This is a genomic window from Holdemania massiliensis (assembly GCF_022440805.1).
Lineage (GTDB): Bacteria > Bacillota_I > Bacilli_A > Erysipelotrichales > Erysipelotrichaceae > Holdemania > Holdemania massiliensis_A.
Genome location: NZ_JAKNTK010000001.1, coordinates 548,262 through 566,333, shown reverse-complemented (window position 1 = coordinate 566,333; position 18,072 = coordinate 548,262). Strand labels below are relative to the sequence as shown.

The window sequence follows — 18,072 nt, the reverse complement described above, 5'->3', positions numbered from 1 at the left end:
CGGGTTGTTCCTTCTTTTTCAATGACCAACTTAGAATCCATTCCTCTTGGTATTTATGAAAAAGGGATTCCCCTGGCTTTGCCGTGGAAAGAAAAGTTTCAGATCGCAAAAAAGACGGGTTTTGATTATATAGAACTGAGCGTCGACGGCCAGTCCTGCCGTTTGCAGCGGCTGGCTTGGACGGATCAAGACTGTGCTGAATTAAAAGCGCTGACCCGACAGTTTCAGATGCCGTTTAGAACAATGGCATTAAGTGCCAGCCGCTTTTTTCCGCTGGGTGATCCTCTGTTGTCTGATCAGGGAATCGACATCATCAAAAAAGCGGTGCTGTTGGCAGCCCGCCTGGATATTCCTGTGATTCAGCTGGCTCCTTACGATGTATATCAAAAGCCAAGCACTCCGGCAACTCGTGCGCGGTTTACCAACGCCTTACTGTCGGTATTGGATTTTGCCAGAAAATATTCGATCCTTCTCGCCATGGAAGTCCTGGAAGATGTACCGCATTTCTGCCGAATCGGCCAATGTACGGACTATATCTGTGAACTTTGCCATCCGCAGCTGAAGCTGTATGCAGATACGGGCAATCTTGCATATAACGGCTATGATGCAGCGGAAGAGCTGACTTATGCACATGGAGAAATCATCGCCTGTCATTTAAAAGACGCCGTTTTCCACAATGAACATAACGTTCCCTTTGGTTCAGGGCTGGTCGATTTTAACCGCTGTCTGCATTATTTCAAACACATTCCCTACGAAGGGACCTTTACTGCGGAAGTCTGGTGTGAGGAAGACATGAGTTTTATTCCACAGCTTTCCAGTATTCATCGTTTTTTAGCAGCAAAAATTATGGAGGAAAACAGAAAATGAAAATCCCTGCTTTACAGTTAGCCTTAGACTGCTCCAGCACCGAAGAAGCCATTCGTGACTGCCAGACCGGCGTTGTTGATGAAATTGACATTTTAGAATGTGGTTACTCTTTGATTGCCGCCGAAGGCGCGCGTGTCGTCAAACTTTTCCGGGAAATGTATCCGGAAAAGCCACTGTTGGCGGATCTGAAAATTGTCGATGCCGGAAGCAAAATCGGCGGCATGCTGCTGGACGGAAGACCGGATTATACAACGATCCTGTGCGCCTGTGAACCAGGCACCATTACTTCCGTCCAAGAAGAAGCAAGAAAGCGTGGTCTGTCAACTCAATTGCAGATCGAGCTCTATGGCCATTGGTCTTTTGATGATGTTCCGCTGTGGAAAGAGTTGGGAATTTCCCAATTAACGTTGCAGCATTCCGGCGACAAACCCGGCGGATGGGATGAAGAGGAAATTGCCACGCTGAAAAAATTATGCGAGTATGGAATTGACGTTGCCGCAACCGGCAGCATCGGCTATGATGACTTGGAAAAATTTCGCGGCATCCCCGTTTCCTGCTTTATTTTTGGCCGAGCGATTCGCGGCGCTCAAGATCCGTCCGCTGAAGCCCGCCGTTTAAAGGAAAAAATCAAAGAAATCTGGTCTTAATCTTTTTATCAGGAAGCCGCTGACAAGCGCTGCAGAAAAAAATTGTGATGTCAGATAACTTCCATTGGGCAGTTGAATCCTTACATCCTATTATTCGATCCCTATCGGCATGCTTTTCCGCTGATGAATACAGCCGCAAACAAGCCGCTCAAAAGCATCAAAAAAGCATTGATTTCCTCAGATTTCAATGCTTTTTTTACGTTTGTTCTTTGAGGCTAGATTTTCCATCCGCCTTTCATCGCTTCCACCTTGATTACATTGATGCCGGTATTTTCTTTTACCTTCTCAATCACTTCATCATCGGCTTTCACATCGGTAATCAGATAATCAAAGCCTTTCAGGCTGGAGTAGAAGAATGAATAGCTGACGCCGATCTTGGTGCTGTCGCACAAGACAAAACGCTGACCGCTGGTACGTTTGATCATTGTCTGATTGATCAGCATTTCCTTCATCAATCCCGTTGATATGCCATTTTCAGTTAATCCGCTGCAACCGACGAAGCACTTGGTCGCCGTGATATTGTTCAGCGCTGCGACCGCAAAATCACCTGTCATAGAATTTTTCGGGAACCGCACCTCACCGCCGGTGAAAATAATCAGCACCTTGGGATCAGGTGTATAGTTAATTGCCCGCGCATTGTTGGTGATGATCGTTACGTGCTTATCTTTAATATAGTCGACAATCATCAAGGCCGTCGTACTGGAGTTAATAAAAATCACATCGTCTTCCTCGATGTAAAGCGCCGCACGTTTGGCAATCGCCTTCTGGAATGTGGTTCTTTCATATTCAGCATCCTCAACAAATTCCTGAATTAATGATGCTCCGCCGTAGTTTCGGATAATCGCGCCTTTATCCTCCCAATACTGCAGATCCCGACGAATTGTAATCGGTGATACATGATATTTTTCAACTAACTCATCTACGCTGACAGACCGCTTTTCTTCAATTTGGCGCATGATCTTAATCCTGCGGTCATTCACGATTGCTTTGCTTACTTTCATGAAACGCGCCCCTCCCTTAATTCCTGAATCCGCTGCTGATACTCGGCCTTTTCTTCGCCACTGGATAAATTGGCGAGCTGACTGTAAATAAAGATGATTTCCTTCGGATTCATTTTAGAAACCTTTACGGACTTAAAGCATTCATAGGCTTTCTTATTATTTCCCAATGCCAGTTCATGCAGTCCGTCCAGTTCATCATAATGAATCAGATTCGGTCTTTTTTTCATTTTTTCAACAGCCTGAGCCTCGCTGTAAACCTGATTGACTTTCTTGACATTTCCCAGCATCAGATAAGCTCTGATTTGATAATAATACATAACAATTAACAATTCAACGCTGCTTCTGAATTTCTTTTCATTTTTTGCAATGAGTTTAAGGACTTTATCGGGTTCTTTTTTTTCCATCGCAAGCATCACTTCAAAAATACCTGAATTCTTTTCATAATTCTTCGTGATATCCAGTCTGCATACACGCCGGTATTTCATCTCTGCAGCTTCCGGATCCAGCAGAAAATTCAGGGTATACAGTGCATCCTGATATAAATATTTCAAATATTCATAATAAACAGCACAGGCGAAAATCGCTAAGCAAAGGATAAGCATGGCCCAGTCCAGAATAGTTTTTTCTGAATTCATAAACATACTGAAGGTCAAGCCAAGAAATCCCAAAAAGATGGCAGCGTTGATGATTGTGGTGATCTGTTGTTTGATTGAATATTTTTTCATGTCCTCGATACCTCCGTCCTCATTATAGCACTTATGATTTGTTTTTATGAATTATTTTTGATTAAATCATTGATTTTTATCATATACAGGTATTTTTATGATTTAAGAACATTTAATCCGTTATATGATTACTCACTTTCGATCACTAGAATCATATAATTCCTTGAACTATAATGAGGTTGTTCAAGGAGGAAATGATTATGAACAATTGGTTGGAAGAATTATTTGGCGTAAAAAAGCCGATCATCGCAATGTGTCATCTGCAGCCGCTCCCAGGAGATCCATACTATGACAAGGAAGGCGGCATGGCCAAGGTCCTTGACTGTGCAAGAAGAGATCTTCATGCTTTACAGAACGGCGGCGTTGACGGCGTCATGTTCTCTAACGAATTTTCGCTGCCTTATTTAACCAAAGTAGAGCCGGTGACCGTTGCCGCCATGGCTAATGTGATCGGTGAGTTAAAAAAGGAAATCACAATTCCTTACGGCGTAAATTGTCTCTGGGATCCGATTGCTTCACTGGATCTGGCCGTCGCTGTCGATGCTAAGTTTATTCGTGAAATCATCTCCGGCGTTTATGCATCAGATTTCGGTCTGTGGAATACCAACGTTGGAAAAACCGTGCGTCATAAAATGGCGATCGGCGCGGAGAACGTAAAAATGTTGTTTAATATCGTTCCGGAAGCGGCTAAATATCTTGCGGACCGAAATATCGCTGAGATCGCAAAATCAACGGAATTCAATAATCGGCCTGACGCGTTATGCGTTTCAGGATTAACGGCTGGCAGTGAAACTGACACGCAGGTTCTCACTCAGGTAAAAAAAGCCGTTAAACATACACCGATCCTCTGCAATACTGGCTGCAATAAAGATAACATTACAAGACAATTATCCGCTGCTGACGGCGCTGTCTGTGCCACGACCTTTAAAATTGACGGTATTTTTGAAAATGCGGTCGATGAAAAACGCGTAAAAGAATTCATGGACATTGTCAAAGCGTTCCGGGAAACCTTATAAACATTCCAAAGTGATTTTCTCCCTTTCCAAACAAAAAGATCCATGGGTCAGAAATTTCTGATTCTTATCCCGTGGATCTTTTCTATTCTTATCTGTCTTTCTGTGCTGAACAGACTTTTAAAAATGGATTTGTCTGCGCTTGTTATTTTCTAATCCGCTTTGCCCTGCGATCCATAGATCACGATCATCTCTTTCATCTTGGCTTTCACCGCTTCATAGATCACAGCGCTGAAATCATAAGCATGATTGCCTTCCAGATCGGCACATTTCGCAGCCTTTGCGGCAGCCTGGCACAGGTCGTTGGCAATGTTGACTTTATTGATTCCCTGACGGCAGGCTTGGCGCAGCAATTCATTGTCAGTGCCGGAAGAACCATGCATGACTAATGGGAAATTTCCGGTTATTTCCTTGATCGCCGCCAGCCGTTTGAAATCCAGTTTCGGTTTCATGCCTTTCGGATAGGCACCATGAGCTGTACCGACCGCAACCGCCAGACAGTCAACGCCCGTCTGCCGGATAAACTCAGCGGCCATTTCCGGTTCGGTCAGCGCCGCTTCGCCATCGCTTTCATACTGATCCGCCATGCCGACATGCCCCAGCTCAGCTTCCACGGAAATCCCCAGCGCGTGCGCCAGTTCCACGATTTCTCGGACTTCCCGTACATTCTGTTCAAACGGACAGGCCGAGCGGTCGATCATGACTGAAGTAAAACCCGCGCGGAAGGCTTCCAATATCTGTTTTTTCTCACCGCCATGATCCAGATTCACCGCGACCGGAACCGTGGCCCGCTTCGCAAAATAACAGGCGATCTGTCCCAACAGAAACAGATCCGGATTCGCTGGATACGCGATATCCAGGATGAGCGGAGCCCGCAGTTCTTCCGCGGCGTCAATCACCGCCCGAACGTCCAGTTCCGTCCACAGATTGGGAGCCGCCACCGCATAATTGCCGGCACTGGCTTTGTCGAGAATGTCCTTCATCGTCACAAGCATGATAATCCCTCCTTCTCCATCCGCATCGGATGGTCTTTTCAAAAGCTTTGCCTTACTTCTCTGCTTCCATTATCGCACACCCCGCTTTCCTCTGCATTATGGAAAGCTTGAAAGGGGAGCATTTTATCCTAAAAGAAAATGATGGAAAAAGGGACGATTCACTCGCCCCTGACTGAAAATTACTTGTCCATCGCCTGAATTTCGCTGGCGATCAAATGACAGAGATCTTCGGATTGAACGATCGTGCCGAGCATGTCGAGAAAGCCATGATCACAGCCGCAGTAGCGCACCGACTTCACGTTTACGCCAACCTCCTGCAAAACAGAGACAAAGTAGTCGCTGCCAACGCGCAGATAATCATATTCCGCACTCACGATGACCAACGGCGGAAATTTGGCCAATCGTTCTGCCGGTGCATAAATCACCGAAACCAGCGGATTTTCATAGCTGGTCTTTCCCTGCAGATACAGACTTTCCGCTTCGCTGACGCCGATGCTGTTTTTAATCCGATCAATCCGGCTGTATGCTTCCTTACGCTGATCTTCCACAATCGGATAGGCATCATACGACCAGGTGTAGCGGGTCTGCGTATGGTAATCCGTGCTGTCCACGGCTGGATAAATTTCAAACGCTTTTTTGATCACGCCGGTTTCATCCTTTAACAAACAGGCGTTCGTCAGCGCTCCGCCGGCGCTGTCACCCGCAACCATCAGCCGCTCTAAGTCAACGTTCAGCTGCTCGGCATGCTCAACAACCCATTGGACGGTTCCCCAGGCATCTTCAATGGAAGCCGGATACGGACACTCCGGAGCCAGCCGATATTCCGGGAAAACAACCACGGCATGCGCCAATTCCGCGATAAGCCGCATCTGGTTGGCAAACAGCCGCATATCCCCAGCCGTCATACCCCCGCCATGAAAGTAGATCAGCACCGGCAGGGAGCCCTGATCATCCTGGCGGCGGTAAAGATAAACGTCGATCTTATGATCATGCTGGATGTCGATCAGCTGTTCTTCGACCTCGATTTGAACTTCGCATAAATCTTCGGTCACCTTGTCCGGCCGATAACGTTCCTGCGAAAGCCGATATCCGTTTTGAGAGCGCTGCGCGAACATTTTCTGCTTCATCCGAATGACTTCCAGCAGCCGCGGATCCAGCACATGCTTGCGTTCATCATCCGGCACCGGCTTCATCAGAACAGGAACTCCGTCGATCCTTTCAACATGTTCCTTTGCCCGAATTTGCTCCAGCAGCTGCTTATCATATTTCCGCATAGAATTCCCCTTTCTCTACGCTGCCGCAATCAGCTGTTGGCGCTGATCGTCGGCTCTGACCTCGGCATACGCCGCACTGTTTAATAAGATCACAATGATCGTATCGTCGAGCTGCTTTGCTCTGAAGGCTTCCAGATCAACCTTTGCCAGCACCTGACCGCGGGAAACGGTCTGTCCGACTTCAACAAGCGGCTCAATTTCATGTTCATCCAGCTTCATCGAATCAATGCCGATATGCACCATCACTTCAGCACCGCCTTCACCCTTGATCGTAATCGCATGCTTCGTTGGGGCAATCGAATTGATGATGCCGCTGATCGGAGCCTTCACTTCATCCGTCTGCGGGCGGATCCCGAAACAAGCGCCCAGCGTTCCTGCCGCAAAGACCGGATCCGCAATTTTTTCCTGGGCAATATAGACGCCCTCCGCCGGAGCGGACAGTTCGATGGAAGCTAAAGCGGATGCAGCTTCACTTTCATCGTCTTCATTATAGACACTGTCATCCCACTTGGTTAAGAAGACGAAGACAAACGAGCAGACTGCCATGATTCCCACACCGATTAACGCCTTGATGAAGTTTGCGGTATCGCCGTTTTCGCCCAGATATAATAAAATGTTTGTCAGCGAATAACCGCCGAAGCCGTAGCATTTCAAGTGAACGAAGCCGGCATACAGCCCGGTGATCAGTGAAGTCGCAATACTGCAGAAATACACTTTCGGCATTTTGTAGGAAATGCCATAGGTTGTCGGTTCGGAAATCCCGCCGAACAGTGCGGAAATCGAAGCCGGGAAGGCGATTTCCTTTAGCCGGCGCTGCTTGCTTTTCAACGCCACGGCCAAAGCGATGAAGCCTGGGGTGATCGTGCAACAGAAGAACCAGATATTGATGAAGTCGTCATAGCCGACGGTGGCCAGACTGGTTGTGGCAATCGGAATCAAAGCCAGATGGAAGCCCGGACATAACAAACCGATCGTACTGGCAAAGATGATGATCGCCGGCACCGCAGCCCAGCTGGCATAATTACGGATCCAGGCAATGAACATCGCGATATAAATGGTGACTAAGCCGCCTAACGGACCGGTCAGCGTCAGCGTGATGACGGATGTGATCAGAATCAAAAGAAACGGTTTCAGGAAATGCCGGACGGAAAGCGGCAGGGCCTTTTTCAGCATCTGATCAAGCTTGGACATGACCCAGACGGACAGGATGATCTGCAGCACTGCACCGTTATACGTTGTTAACAGCGTCGGAATCCCGAAGTATGACGTATAGCCGCCGGCTCCGGCCATCGTTACCCAATCCGGATAAAGCAGCCAACAGGCTAAAAGCATCGCCAGAACCGGTTCGGTATCAAATTTCTTCGCCGAGGTGTAGGCAACGAAAACCGGCAGGAAATAGAAGACCGACTGCGCCAGATTGTTCAGAATGATATACGTGGAATTGGTTGAATCCAGCCCAAAGACCAGGTTCAGCAGTAAAAGCAGACAGGTTAGAAAGCCGGCGGCGATCAGCGAAGGAATAACCGGACTCATGATCCCAGCCATCAGCTGCAGGAAATTCGAGAAAATTGTGACAAGCTTTTTCTCCTGCGGCTTCTGGGCTGTTCCCTCGGTTTTGCCCACGCGTTTTTCAACCTCCAGAAACAGATCCTCAATGATTTGTCCGACGATGACCTGGACTTGATTGGCATGAGCTTCCACGCCCAGCACACCTGGAATCTTTTTTAAGGCGTCTGGATTCACTTTTGCTTCGTCGCGGACAACCACGCGCAGACGGGTTGCGCAGTGATTGACGTTGGTGAGATTTTCCTTGCCGCCCAGCTGTGTGATGATCGCAGCGGCCATGTCGGCGTAATTCAGTTTTTTTGCCATGGTTTTTCTCCCTCTTTCTAATATTGGTTCACCATCAGCTTGATGGTTAACGTCCTGATTCCAGCTTTTCGACGTGAACCCGGCTCAGGCCATGTTCAATTTGTTCCAGTCTGACTTCTTCCTGGGTCATCGCGACGCTGCTTCCGGCCGCCCCGGCCCAAGCCAGCGCTTCGGCTTTTGAACAGCCTTCACTCAGCTTGCCGACAAACGCCGCCAGCATCGCATCGCCGGAGCCGACCTGATTGACCGCCTCGATCGGCTGCTGAAATAGTCTGTAACATTCATCGGATCCTGCCAGATAAGCGCCCTCCGCCCCCAGCGAAATCAAGATGTTTTCCACACCGTTTTCCAAAAGCCGGGCAGCCGCTTCCGGCAGCTCGCTGAGCGTCAGCTCCGGTTGATGGATCAAGAGCTTAAACTCATAGAAATTCGGTTTGATCAATGCCGGATGACAGCGCTGAAGGAGTGCTGGAGTCAGCGTCTCCATGTCGATCACCAGCTTGGCGCCATGCGCATGAACGCCGTCTGAGAGACGGATCAGAAAATCCTCGCTCAACCCCCGCATCATGTTGCCGCAGACCAGAACCCAATCTCCAGGACTGACCGCATCCAACTGCTTCAGAACAGCCTGCTCGCTCTTTGGCTCTGCCTGGGGACCGCGGGCGTTCACGCACAGCGTACCCTGCCCGTGATACAATTTCACATTGATCCGGTTCATCCCCGCTATCGGCACACTCACCAAATCGATCAAGGGAACTGACCGCAGCCGGCTTTGAATATAATCCCCGGTGAAGCCGCCCAGCAAGGCGATGGCCCGAGACGGAATCCGCAGCTTATCCAGCATCATCGAAACGTTTAATCCCTTACCGCCGACCTTCATCTGTTCATCGACAGTCCGGTTGACCTCGATATCCACTAAAGGCTCGTCCACCGTCATCGTGTAATCAATCGAAGGATTCAGCGTGATTGTTATAATCATGAAGCGATACCTCCTCGCAGCTTCAATGTAAGCGATATCAATCGCAAATTCAAGCATATTTTGATTGATTTCAAAAATAATCATGATCGTTTCTTGTTTTAATCAGTCAAAATGATTGTTTTATTAATTTTACCGATCATCTTCAATCATGTTCCTGAAAGTGTGTTATAATGGCCTCGGAGGGAAATACGATGATAAAACAACAACGCTGGGCGACCATCATTGATCAGTGCCGCCAACACACCTCGGTCAGCGTCGCGGAGCTGGTGCAGCTCCTGAACGTTTCTGAAGCGACAATCCGCCGCGATCTGCAGCAAATGGAAGATCTCAACATGGTCAGCCGGCTCCATGGGGGCGCCCGTCTGAATGATGATCAGTCCGCCGAACCACCGATGCTGATCAAATCGGAAACCAATGTTTCCAGCAAGAACCAGGTTGCACGCCTGGCTGCCGGAATGATCAAAAATAATCAGATGGTCTATATCGACGCCGGCAGTTCTACCTATGAAATGCTGAATTATGTACGGGCCAAAAACATCACCGTCGTCACGATCGGCATTCCGCACATTGCCAAACTGAAGCACAATTCCACGCATACGATCCTTTTGGGCGGGACTATCCGCTGGACAACCGAAGCCGTTACTGGCAATATGACGCTGAAGCAGCTGGATGATCTGTTTTTCGACGTGGCGTTCATCGGCGTCAACGGCATCCATGAGAAAGTCGGCTTTACGACCACCAACGAACAGGAAGCCGACGTCAAGGCAAAAGTGATCGCGCATTCCAGTTCCACCTTCATCCTCGCTGACGGTTCCAAATTCAACAAGCTCTACCCTGTCAAGTTTTCCCGTCTGGATCAGGCTGTGATCCTCAGCGATGAGATCCCGGATTTTGACCGTTCCCAGATTCGCTATCAGCTAACCAACGGTGAAAGTAAGTTGGACTAAATCCTTTCAAGCAAAAGAAAAAGCCGGTTTTCCCGCCTTCCTGCAGCGATGATCGCTGTGGGAAAAGGCAGGATTCCGGCTTTTTTTATTTGGATGAGGCAGGATAATAAACGGCCGCTGACTTCCAGCGAATTTCCTGGATATTGCCTGCGAAGCGTTCCGCAGGCGTGCCTTGGAGCTGTCCCCGCTGCACCTGCTCGCACAATTCAATCAGTTCGCCGATCCGTGCTACAGAAACCTCTACCGGCCCATGCGAGCCATAGATCACGTCGAGCTGATCGGCCATCGCTTCTAGTTTCCGCAGGCTGGACAAATACGCCTGTAAATTGCGACCTTCGCCAAACAGAAAGGTCGTGGCATTGGTTACACTGTCGCCGCTGATTAGAAACCTTCTGGACTTTTCCCACAAGGCAAGACTGCCTGGGGTATGTCCGGGAATCAGGACAATCTCAAAGTGATACGGCTCAAAATCCAGCTGATCCCCTTCCTGCACCGCAATAAGTTCTCCGGAATACGGATGTTTCTGCATAAACCGCGCCATCTCAGCCGGATGAAGCAGAATTTTATCAAATTCATCACAGGCTGCCATGTGGTCCGGATCGCTGTGCGTCAATAAGAACGTCACCGGCTTTTCAGTCTGTTGGGTCACCCTTTCTCTTAAACCCGCTTCGACACCGCCGTCGACAACCAGAGCCGCACGTTCACCTTCAATGAGAAAACAGCGGACATAGCCTTCTTCGATACTGCAGAGATGATCTCGAACACGCTTCATTTCCATCATGGGTTTCCTCCTGGGAAGCTTTCAGTTCCCACTAATCTTGTTTAACTTTAGTTTCAATCAAAAGTTTGAAAATTTCAAGTCTTTCTTCAAGCTTGCCTGTCTTTTGAGTCATACCGGAAATCAATTTTCAGAAAAGACTTAAAGCGGGGAGTAATGAAATTCAAAAAAACCTGCCGAGGGGAGCGGCAGGCTTTTCTGGGATAGACAGGAGGGGAAGCCTGCCTTTTCCGATTATTTTTATTGTTAAGAGGGGAAAATATTTTATAAAAAAGGGAACTTATTTTTTATGCTTCTTCAGTCGAGCTTGAACTTGGATGCCTCCTTTCTTGTATGCTTGTATTATAGGCAAACATTATGGGATAAGTATCAAAAGCACGTGAAGGTTGCGTGAACTTCCTAAAGACTTTCTTAAGACAACACTTTTCTGTTTTACGTCCGGACAATCTGCGGGATTGTTAACCCCGATTCTCAACATCAGCGACTTGATCCAGACAGTTCACGCCTTGAACGGATTCTGTCGGGTTTTCTGAAGACAAAAAGAAAACGGAAATGATTTCCGCTTTCCTGGTTGGTTATCAGATTTTCAAGGCTTAATAGACGGTGAAACCGCCGTCGGCGACGACGATCGAACCGGTGATGTGACGCGCTTCATCCGAGGCGAAGTACAGAATCGTAGCCGCCTGTTCTTCCGAAGTCGCATTGCGTCCCTGCAAGGTCTGTGTTTTGCCGGCAATCATGGAGTTTTTCATGAATTCGGAAGGATCGATGCCCTGCGCTTTCAGTTCTGCGATCTTGGCATAGATCTTTTCTTTTGCCGCTTCGGTCAGCGGCGTATCCGTTCCCGCCGGGCAGACGGCATTGCAGATAATGTTGTTTTTCGCATAATCCATTGCCGTGGACTTGGTCAGACCGACCACGCCGTGCTTGCTTGCGACATAAGCTGGACCCGCCGGCGTTGCGCGAACCCCGGCTACCGAAGCGGTGTTGACAATCGCTCCGCCGTTCTCATTCTTCAGCATATATTTAATTTCTTCACGGATGCAGTAGAACATCGCATTCAGATTGGCATTGACAACACTGAACCAGTCGTCATCCGTCAGATCTTCGATCTTCTTGGAATCCCCGACGATTCCCGCGTTGTTGATCGCAATGTCCAAACGGCCGTAACGCTCTGCCGTTTTCGCATAGAGATTCAGAATGTCTTCTTTTTTCGTGACATCGCACTGAATGAAGACCGCCTCACCGCCTGCCTCGCGAATTTCCTTTTCAATCGCTTCTCCGCGCGCCTGACTGCGGCCTGCGATGACGACCTTAGCGCCTTCTGCGCCCGCTCTTAAGCAGACAGCTTTGCCGATACCCGAAGTACCGCCGGTAACGACCATGACCTTACCGGCAAATCGATCTTGAATTATCATGAATTGTTCCTCCTGTTAACTATCTCTATTATACCGCGATCGATTTTAAAAGGCTATGGTTTTGTTACTTTTTTCACATTATCAATTGGCGATGCTTTATTGACCGCAAAGACGAACCATCTCCTGTTGAAGAAGCAATTCAGACTTCCGCTGACTCCTTCACCGGATTCATTCGGTGCAGCTGTCCTTCGGCCAGAAGCACCCGTTCGTCGCTGAACTGCGAAACCGTTTCGGAGTGCGTCACCACGATGACGGTCTTGCCAAATTCTTCTGCCAGCTGCTTGAAGATCCGGATAATTTCCTGTTCCGTCGCGGTATCGAGATTCCCCGTCGGTTCATCCGCAAAAATCAGATCGACATTGGCTGCCAAGGCCCGGGCAATCGCAATGCGCTGCTGCTCACCGCCGGACAGCTTGGAAATCGGACGGTTGGCTTTCGACTGAACAATCCCGACCTTTTCCAACAGCGCATAGGCAATTTCCCGGCGGTTTTTCGGGACGGCGTTGTCGGTCTCGGTCATCGCCAGTTCGACGTTTTCAATTCCGGTCAGATAGTTGATCAGATTGTATTGCTGAAATACGATGCCGATCTGATTGCGGCGGTAATGATACAGCTGAGATGGTGTGATCGGAGTGTCGTTGTACCACAGTTCGCCGCTTTCCGCGCTGTCTAATCCCGCCAGAATCGATAACAGCGTCGTCTTGCCGCTGCCCGACGGCCCCAGGATCGTATAGAATCGTCCATCTTCAAAGGTATAGGAACAATCCTGCAGGATACTGCGCCGGGATGCTCCATCGGTATAGCCATAATTCAGATTGATTAATTTTAACATGCGATTGACCTTTCTAATTCTGACTCATCAGAATCTTTTTCGGATTGAAGCGCAGCACCATCAAGGATGGAATCAGGGTGCTGACGAAGACGACACCGATGCCGAGAATGAAGATTTGGATCAGAATGACGGCATTCACGCCGGCATGATAACTGGCCGTGACTTCTTCCTGAGAGACCTCGTTAAACAGTGAATCGGAGGAAGAGGAAGAGTAGATGAAACCACTTTGGGTACTGTTGTTCTGATTTTCCTGAACCTGCATCGCCAGGGCCTGCTCGCCCACCTGACCGGCGATCATCGAACCGGTGGCACAGGCTAGGATAAAGCCCAGCATGGCTGTGATCAGGACCTCGGTAAACAGCTGCGCGACGATCTTCACTTTAGATACACCGATCGAAAGCAGCACGCCGATTTCTGTCTCCCGGGTTTTTAACGTCAGAGCACTGACTAGGGAAATGATAACGACGGCGTTGATCAAAACGACCGCGACGATCAGATCCGAGAAAACCGTCAAGGTATCCAGGGGTTTGGATAAGCGCTGATACATTTCATCGTTGGCATCCATGACCAGGAATTCATCCATATTCTGGCCATATTGTTCACGGAAAGCATCGACCTCCAGCGGATCGTTCAGCACGAAGATCACGCTGCTTGGATTGTAGTCTTCCGGCGTGGTTTCCTGGGCTTTGGGATTAGCTTGGTGAAACTGCGTCATCAGTTCCAGATCCCGCTGCATATAGAGCGACTGCGGAATAATCACCTGATTGGCCGGGTTGGAATAAGTGCTGGCCCACTGCAGTTCATCATTGCTCAGCTCTTCGCTGCTTTCCAGGATCCCGACGATTTCCAGATCAAGGACATTGTTGTTCTGCGTATCGGCGATCGCTTTCATTTCATCATCGGAATACAATTTCAGCTTCAGAAAATCACCGACGTTCAGATTGTTTGCTTCCGCCAGCCGCTTGTCGATCACGGCGACGGCGCTGCCATTATCAATTTCTTCCTGTGTAAGCATCCGTCCGGAAGCCAGCTTCCAGGTGCCATCCTCCAGCTTGGTCATCTGCGGAGCCATGATGCCCAGCATCGTCATATCCGGAGTCTGGCTGTTCTGCTGACCACTGCCGGATATCGTTTCTGACATGACAACCGAAGTGCTGAAGAGGGCATCCTCATCGTCTTCGTCTTTGGAAGTTGGACGCTGAATCGGGACCGGCTCAAAGCCGTCGGCATACCCGACAGCGGAGCGCATCCAGTCCGCCGCTTTCACGCGGGAATCCGCAAGCATCTTGCGCACCAGCTCCGGATCAGGCTTCGGGGAGGTAAAGTTTTTCCGTTCGTCACCCTCCAGCTGCATGTATTTTTCGTACCAGGCGTCAAAATCAACCTGGAAGGCGATAACCGGATTCATTTTGCGCCGGGTTTCGGTTTTGGCCTGGGCGGCGGCAGAACTGATTGAAAATCCGACGACGACAAAGTTTGCGATCAAAAAGAAAGTCAGGGTCAGAAGCAGTGATTTGGTCTTGCTGCGAGTTAAGTGCCGTAGGGCACGCTGCATAAAATTCATAGAGAATCTCCTTTCTCAGGGTGCAATGAAAACAACTTTTCATTGAAAGTCTATTTTTATACAATGGCTGATTCATTTCGATTTCCCTGCGGCAGAAAACAAACTGCCTGCAGGGTGATCCTTATGCGGAATAAAAACGACAAGCGCTTTATGAATCCTGCATGACCTGCAGGCGAATCTCAATTTTGAACTCGCCGTCCTGCCATAAAGCCCGGACGGATCCGCCTAAGCGCTGAACAATTTCCTGCGTGATCGCCAAGCCTAAGCCGCTGCCGCCCAGCTTGCGGCTGCGTGAGGCATCCAGCCGATAAAACGGCTGAAACAGCTGAGCGCATTGGTTTTCACTGATCGGTTCCGATGGATTGATAATCCCAATCCGAACCTCCTGTTCCGTTTTTTCCAGTTCAATTCGAATCGTACTGTTCTCCGGTGAATACTTCACCGCGTTTTCCACACAGTTATACAAACTGCGAAGCAACAGCGTCGGTTCCGAATCCAGGCAAGGATAAACCTCCGCCAGCTGGATCGTCAGCTGTTTCTGTTTGATCCGCGGTTCCAGTTCTTCCAAGATCGTACACAAACAGTCATGTACGGAACAACGATGCCGCTGTTCGATCATCTGAGCACTGTTGAGCTGAAGCAGATTTTCTGCCAGCTGATTCAAGCGGCGGATATTGCGCTGCGTCACTTCCAGAACTTCCGCGGCTTCCTCAGCGGTGTATTCTTCATCCTGCCGCAGGGAATCCAGATTGACCTGAATCGATGCCAACGGTGTTTTCAGCTCATGGGCGGCGTCCGCGGTGAAGCGCTTCTGCCGCTCGAAGGCTTCATCCAGACGACTCATCATCTGGTTGAAAGCCCGGCTGAGCTCCGCAACCTCGCGGATGCCATTTTCCTCTAAGCGGGTGGACAATTTGTCTTCGTCCAGCGTACCAATGGAAGTGGATAAGTCCCGCAGCGGCCGCGTCAGCCGGGAAACCGTCAGATAGATCCCCAGAATGCCCAGGATGATGATCGCCACCATCAGTGCCAGAACCTGGACCTGCAGCTGATCATTGACCGCCGTTGTAATCTGAATCATATTCTGCTGCAGCTCTTCCGGTACTTCGCCGCTGAGAAAAGACTCCAGATCCGACGTGATCACAATCTGATCGGCCAGCCAGGCTGCTTCAGGAGCGTTTTCCAGTTCAGCTGCTTCCATTTTTTCCTTCACGTCAACTGCCTGGGCAGCCGAAACCGCCGCGGCATAGTCTTCAAACGAAACAGCGTAATCTGTGATCACTGTCGTTGCCTGCTGGGCCACACCGGTCAGGCTTCGGGAACTGAAAATCATCGAAGTCACGGTCAGAAGCAGACAGGCTGCCGTCAGAATCATCGCGCACAACAGGGTTATCTTAACCTGAAGACTAAGCTTTTTCATGATCATTCTCCTTCAGGCGATATCCCAATCCACGCTGACATTCAATCCAGTCTTCGCCCGTCGCGAGCGTCAGTTTGCGCCGCAGGGAAGATAAATGGACTTTAAAAGCGTTGGAAAACAGGTCTTCATCTTCACTCCATACCTGCGCGATGATCGCTTCCGCACTCAGCAGCCTGCCTTCATTCAGAGCCAGTGTTTCCAGGATCTGAATTTCCTTGGCGGTCAGCTTCAGGCGCTGATCCTGCGCAAAAACCTGATGTCTTTCAATGTCAATCCGAAGTTTCCCACGCCAGACCACCGCTTCCTGACGCACAAAACGGCGTCCGGTCAGATTGCGGATGCGTGCCAGCAGTTCTTCAAAGTGAAACGGTTTGACCAGATAATCATCCGCTCCCAGGTCAAGCCCTTTCACCTTATCGTGCACAGCTCCCCGGGCTGATAAGATCAGAACCTTCTGCTGCGGCTTCTTCTGACGCAGCTGATGAAGCAGCTCCAGCCCATCCATGCCCGGCAGATTCAGATCCAGCAAGAGACATTCATAATCCTCGATCAAAGCCAGCTCCAGTCCTTCACGTCCATCGCTGCTCCACTCGACATCATAGCCATTTTTGCGTAAGCCGCGTTTTAAGCCCATAGCCAGATCTTCCTCATCTTCCACAATCAACAGTTTCATGCGCTGCTCCTTTCTATCCCCGGACAGTCTTGATTATACCGGACCCGGGGTTAAGCTAAAGTTAAGAAAACACCATTTTTATCCTTTTTTATGTTTTAACAGACCGATGACCAAGCTCACAACGGCAACGCTCAGCACAATGACATAGAGGTAGCCATACGGCCACTGCAGTTCCGGCATCGTTGTGAAGTTCATTCCGTACCATCCGGCAATCAGTGACAGCGGCAGGCAGATTGTCGTCACCAGCGACAAAGTTTTCATGGATTTATTCAGCTGGTAGTCCAATTGCGCCTGATAAGACTGCTGCGTCTGCGTCAGGCGGTCACGCAGCAGCTGCACATTATCGCGGTAACGAAGCAGCCGGTCATTCAGCAGATGAAAGCTGCGCAGTTCATTTTCTTCAAACAGATCATTGAGATTTTCTTCTAAATGATCGTTCATATTGATCAGCTGTTCATAATAACGGTTCAAGGTCAGCAGTTCTTTTCCCAGCTGCATCACCTGGCGGCGGAAATGCGGGGCTTTCCAATCAAACACTTCCTTTTCCAGCGTATCAATTCTGAGTTCCAATTCTTCGTGGATATCCGGGTCCTGGACCAAAATCTCCCGGAAGAAACCGCAGATCAGCCGCGGCAGCGTTGCTTTCTGCGGCCGCAGCGTCTGAAGCATGCGGTTCACCGCTTCCCCGGTACTGTCATCCGCATCCGCCAGATCAACCACTAAGAAGCAGTTTTTCAGCATCAGCAAGCCGATCTGGTCGCGTTCGCCCAGGATCTGTCCGGGATTGATGAGATGCAGAACACACCAGAACGCCTCTTCATTCTCACTGACCGCATTGCGCATCAGCGTTTCTGTTGACTTAGGTATCGGCAAATGCAAATCCGCCTGTTTTACGAAAGTCTGAAATTCAGCTTCGCTGATAAAACCGACAGTTAACTGATCGCAGGGATAGCTCAGTTTTTCTTTCTGCGTCAGAACATCATGGATTTCAACAATCATCACAGCTCCTCCTGACACCCATCATTCAGCGTCATTTTCTTCCCCATTATATAATAAAAGCAGAAGCC

At 49.3% G+C, this 18,072-nt stretch carries 17 protein-coding genes; 4 read left to right on the top strand and 13 right to left on the bottom strand.

Features of this window, described 5'->3' with window-relative positions; genetic code table 11:
* Window positions 1–21 precede the first annotated feature (21 nt).
* Complete coding sequence (locus tag MCG46_RS02630) at window positions 22–867, top strand: L-ribulose-5-phosphate 3-epimerase (RefSeq protein WP_240277417.1); 846 nt, start codon at window positions 22–24, stop codon at window positions 865–867.
* Complete coding sequence (locus MCG46_RS02625; RefSeq protein ID WP_240277416.1) at window positions 864–1,514, top strand: orotidine 5'-phosphate decarboxylase / HUMPS family protein; 651 nt, start codon at window positions 864–866, stop codon at window positions 1,512–1,514. The genes MCG46_RS02630 and MCG46_RS02625 overlap by 4 nt, the downstream gene beginning before the upstream one ends.
* Window positions 1,515–1,729: 215 nt before the next feature.
* Here the strand turns inward: MCG46_RS02625 and MCG46_RS02620 are convergent, their stop codons facing one another.
* Together MCG46_RS02620 and MCG46_RS02615 are read right to left on the bottom strand one after the other, a co-directional pair.
* Window positions 1,730–2,515, bottom strand: a complete 786-nt coding sequence (locus MCG46_RS02620) for a DeoR/GlpR family DNA-binding transcription regulator (RefSeq protein WP_154238108.1) — start codon at window positions 2,513–2,515, stop codon at window positions 1,730–1,732.
* Window positions 2,512–3,240: a hypothetical protein gene (locus MCG46_RS02615; protein WP_240277415.1), complete on the bottom strand. Its 729-nt coding sequence runs from the start codon at window positions 3,238–3,240 to the stop codon at window positions 2,512–2,514. Before MCG46_RS02615 ends, MCG46_RS02620 begins: the two co-directional genes overlap by 4 nt.
* A 200-nt stretch (window positions 3,241–3,440) precedes the next feature.
* On the opposite strand from MCG46_RS02615, the gene MCG46_RS02610 reads away from it, so the two are divergent.
* Window positions 3,441–4,256: a BtpA/SgcQ family protein gene (locus MCG46_RS02610; RefSeq protein ID WP_240277413.1), complete on the top strand. Its 816-nt coding sequence runs from the start codon at window positions 3,441–3,443 to the stop codon at window positions 4,254–4,256.
* A gap of 149 nt (window positions 4,257–4,405) precedes the next feature.
* Here the strand turns inward: MCG46_RS02610 and MCG46_RS02605 are convergent, their stop codons facing one another.
* From MCG46_RS02605 to MCG46_RS02585, 4 genes are all read right to left on the bottom strand, one after another.
* Entirely contained in the window at window positions 4,406–5,248 is an 843-nt protein-coding gene (locus MCG46_RS02605) for a class II fructose-bisphosphate aldolase (RefSeq protein WP_240277411.1), read from the bottom strand.
* Window positions 5,249–5,427: 179 nt separating this feature from the next.
* Entirely contained in the window at window positions 5,428–6,522 is a 1,095-nt protein-coding gene (locus tag MCG46_RS02600; RefSeq protein WP_240277409.1) for an alpha/beta hydrolase, read from the bottom strand.
* Window positions 6,523–6,537: 15 nt separating this feature from the next.
* Window positions 6,538–8,394, bottom strand: a complete 1,857-nt coding sequence (locus MCG46_RS02595; RefSeq protein WP_275890944.1) for a glucose PTS transporter subunit IIA — start codon at window positions 8,392–8,394, stop codon at window positions 6,538–6,540.
* Between the two features lie 46 nt (window positions 8,395–8,440).
* Entirely contained in the window at window positions 8,441–9,373 is a 933-nt protein-coding gene (locus tag MCG46_RS02585; protein ID WP_240277408.1) for a 1-phosphofructokinase family hexose kinase, read from the bottom strand.
* A gap of 191 nt (window positions 9,374–9,564) precedes the next feature.
* On the opposite strand from MCG46_RS02585, the gene MCG46_RS02580 reads away from it, so the two are divergent.
* On the top strand, window positions 9,565–10,320 hold the full coding sequence (locus MCG46_RS02580; protein ID WP_240277405.1) for a DeoR/GlpR family DNA-binding transcription regulator: 756 nt from the start codon (window positions 9,565–9,567) through the stop codon (window positions 10,318–10,320).
* A gap of 85 nt (window positions 10,321–10,405) precedes the next feature.
* Here the strand turns inward: MCG46_RS02580 and MCG46_RS02575 are convergent, their stop codons facing one another.
* The 7 genes from MCG46_RS02575 to MCG46_RS02545 all read right to left on the bottom strand — a co-directional run bounded on the left by MCG46_RS02575 (window position 10,406) and on the right by MCG46_RS02545 (window position 18,004).
* On the bottom strand, window positions 10,406–11,101 hold the full coding sequence (locus MCG46_RS02575) for an MBL fold metallo-hydrolase (protein WP_240277403.1): 696 nt from the start codon (window positions 11,099–11,101) through the stop codon (window positions 10,406–10,408).
* A gap of 590 nt (window positions 11,102–11,691) precedes the next feature.
* Window positions 11,692–12,516: an SDR family NAD(P)-dependent oxidoreductase gene (locus MCG46_RS02570; protein WP_240277402.1), complete on the bottom strand. Its 825-nt coding sequence runs from the start codon at window positions 12,514–12,516 to the stop codon at window positions 11,692–11,694.
* Window positions 12,517–12,655: 139 nt separating this feature from the next.
* Window positions 12,656–13,348 (bottom strand): ABC transporter ATP-binding protein, encoded by a 693-nt coding sequence (locus tag MCG46_RS02565; RefSeq protein ID WP_240277401.1) that lies wholly within the window; start codon window positions 13,346–13,348, stop codon window positions 12,656–12,658.
* A gap of 13 nt (window positions 13,349–13,361) precedes the next feature.
* The gene (locus MCG46_RS02560) at window positions 13,362–14,912 is read right to left on the bottom strand and encodes an ABC transporter permease (RefSeq protein ID WP_240277400.1); all 1,551 of its coding nucleotides are present in this window, start codon (window positions 14,910–14,912) and stop codon (window positions 13,362–13,364) included.
* A gap of 148 nt (window positions 14,913–15,060) precedes the next feature.
* Window positions 15,061–16,332: a sensor histidine kinase gene (locus MCG46_RS02555; protein ID WP_240277399.1), complete on the bottom strand. Its 1,272-nt coding sequence runs from the start codon at window positions 16,330–16,332 to the stop codon at window positions 15,061–15,063.
* Window positions 16,319–17,005 (bottom strand): response regulator transcription factor, encoded by a 687-nt coding sequence (locus MCG46_RS02550; protein WP_240277389.1) that lies wholly within the window; start codon window positions 17,003–17,005, stop codon window positions 16,319–16,321. The genes MCG46_RS02555 and MCG46_RS02550 overlap by 14 nt, the downstream gene beginning before the upstream one ends.
* 78 nt (window positions 17,006–17,083) lie before the next feature.
* A complete protein-coding gene (locus tag MCG46_RS02545; protein ID WP_240277388.1) occupies window positions 17,084–18,004 on the bottom strand; it encodes a magnesium transporter CorA family protein in 921 nt (306 codons plus the stop codon).
* Window positions 18,005–18,072: the final 68 nt, after the last annotated feature.

What these genes read in the sequence shown, in the direction of transcription:
- MCG46_RS02605 (WP_240277411.1), bottom strand. Translation starts at nt 5,248, where the DNA reads ATGCTTGTGACGATGAAGGACATTCTCGACAAAGCCAGTGCCGGCAAT.
- MCG46_RS02615 (WP_240277415.1), bottom strand. Translation starts at nt 3,240, where the DNA reads ATGAAAAAATATTCAATCAAACAACAGATCACCACAATCATCAACGCT.
- MCG46_RS02560 (WP_240277400.1), bottom strand. Translation starts at nt 14,912, where the DNA reads ATGAATTTTATGCAGCGTGCCCTACGGCACTTAACTCGCAGCAAGACC.
- MCG46_RS02610 (WP_240277413.1), top strand. Translation starts at nt 3,441, where the DNA reads ATGAACAATTGGTTGGAAGAATTATTTGGCGTAAAAAAGCCGATCATC.
- MCG46_RS02550 (WP_240277389.1), bottom strand. Translation starts at nt 17,005, where the DNA reads ATGAAACTGTTGATTGTGGAAGATGAGGAAGATCTGGCTATGGGCTTA.
- MCG46_RS02625 (WP_240277416.1), top strand. Translation starts at nt 864, where the DNA reads ATGAAAATCCCTGCTTTACAGTTAGCCTTAGACTGCTCCAGCACCGAA.
- MCG46_RS02585 (WP_240277408.1), bottom strand. Translation starts at nt 9,373, where the DNA reads ATGATTATAACAATCACGCTGAATCCTTCGATTGATTACACGATGACG.
- MCG46_RS02580 (WP_240277405.1), top strand. Translation starts at nt 9,565, where the DNA reads ATGATAAAACAACAACGCTGGGCGACCATCATTGATCAGTGCCGCCAA.
- MCG46_RS02575 (WP_240277403.1), bottom strand. Translation starts at nt 11,101, where the DNA reads ATGATGGAAATGAAGCGTGTTCGAGATCATCTCTGCAGTATCGAAGAA.
- MCG46_RS02600 (WP_240277409.1), bottom strand. Translation starts at nt 6,522, where the DNA reads ATGCGGAAATATGATAAGCAGCTGCTGGAGCAAATTCGGGCAAAGGAA.
- MCG46_RS02595 (WP_275890944.1), bottom strand. Translation starts at nt 8,394, where the DNA reads ATGGCAAAAAAACTGAATTACGCCGACATGGCCGCTGCGATCATCACA.
- MCG46_RS02630 (WP_240277417.1), top strand. Translation starts at nt 22, where the DNA reads ATGACCAACTTAGAATCCATTCCTCTTGGTATTTATGAAAAAGGGATT.
- MCG46_RS02570 (WP_240277402.1), bottom strand. Translation starts at nt 12,516, where the DNA reads ATGATAATTCAAGATCGATTTGCCGGTAAGGTCATGGTCGTTACCGGC.
- MCG46_RS02620 (WP_154238108.1), bottom strand. Translation starts at nt 2,515, where the DNA reads ATGAAAGTAAGCAAAGCAATCGTGAATGACCGCAGGATTAAGATCATG.
- MCG46_RS02555 (WP_240277399.1), bottom strand. Translation starts at nt 16,332, where the DNA reads ATGAAAAAGCTTAGTCTTCAGGTTAAGATAACCCTGTTGTGCGCGATG.
- MCG46_RS02565 (WP_240277401.1), bottom strand. Translation starts at nt 13,348, where the DNA reads ATGTTAAAATTAATCAATCTGAATTATGGCTATACCGATGGAGCATCC.
- MCG46_RS02545 (WP_240277388.1), bottom strand. Translation starts at nt 18,004, where the DNA reads ATGATTGTTGAAATCCATGATGTTCTGACGCAGAAAGAAAAACTGAGC.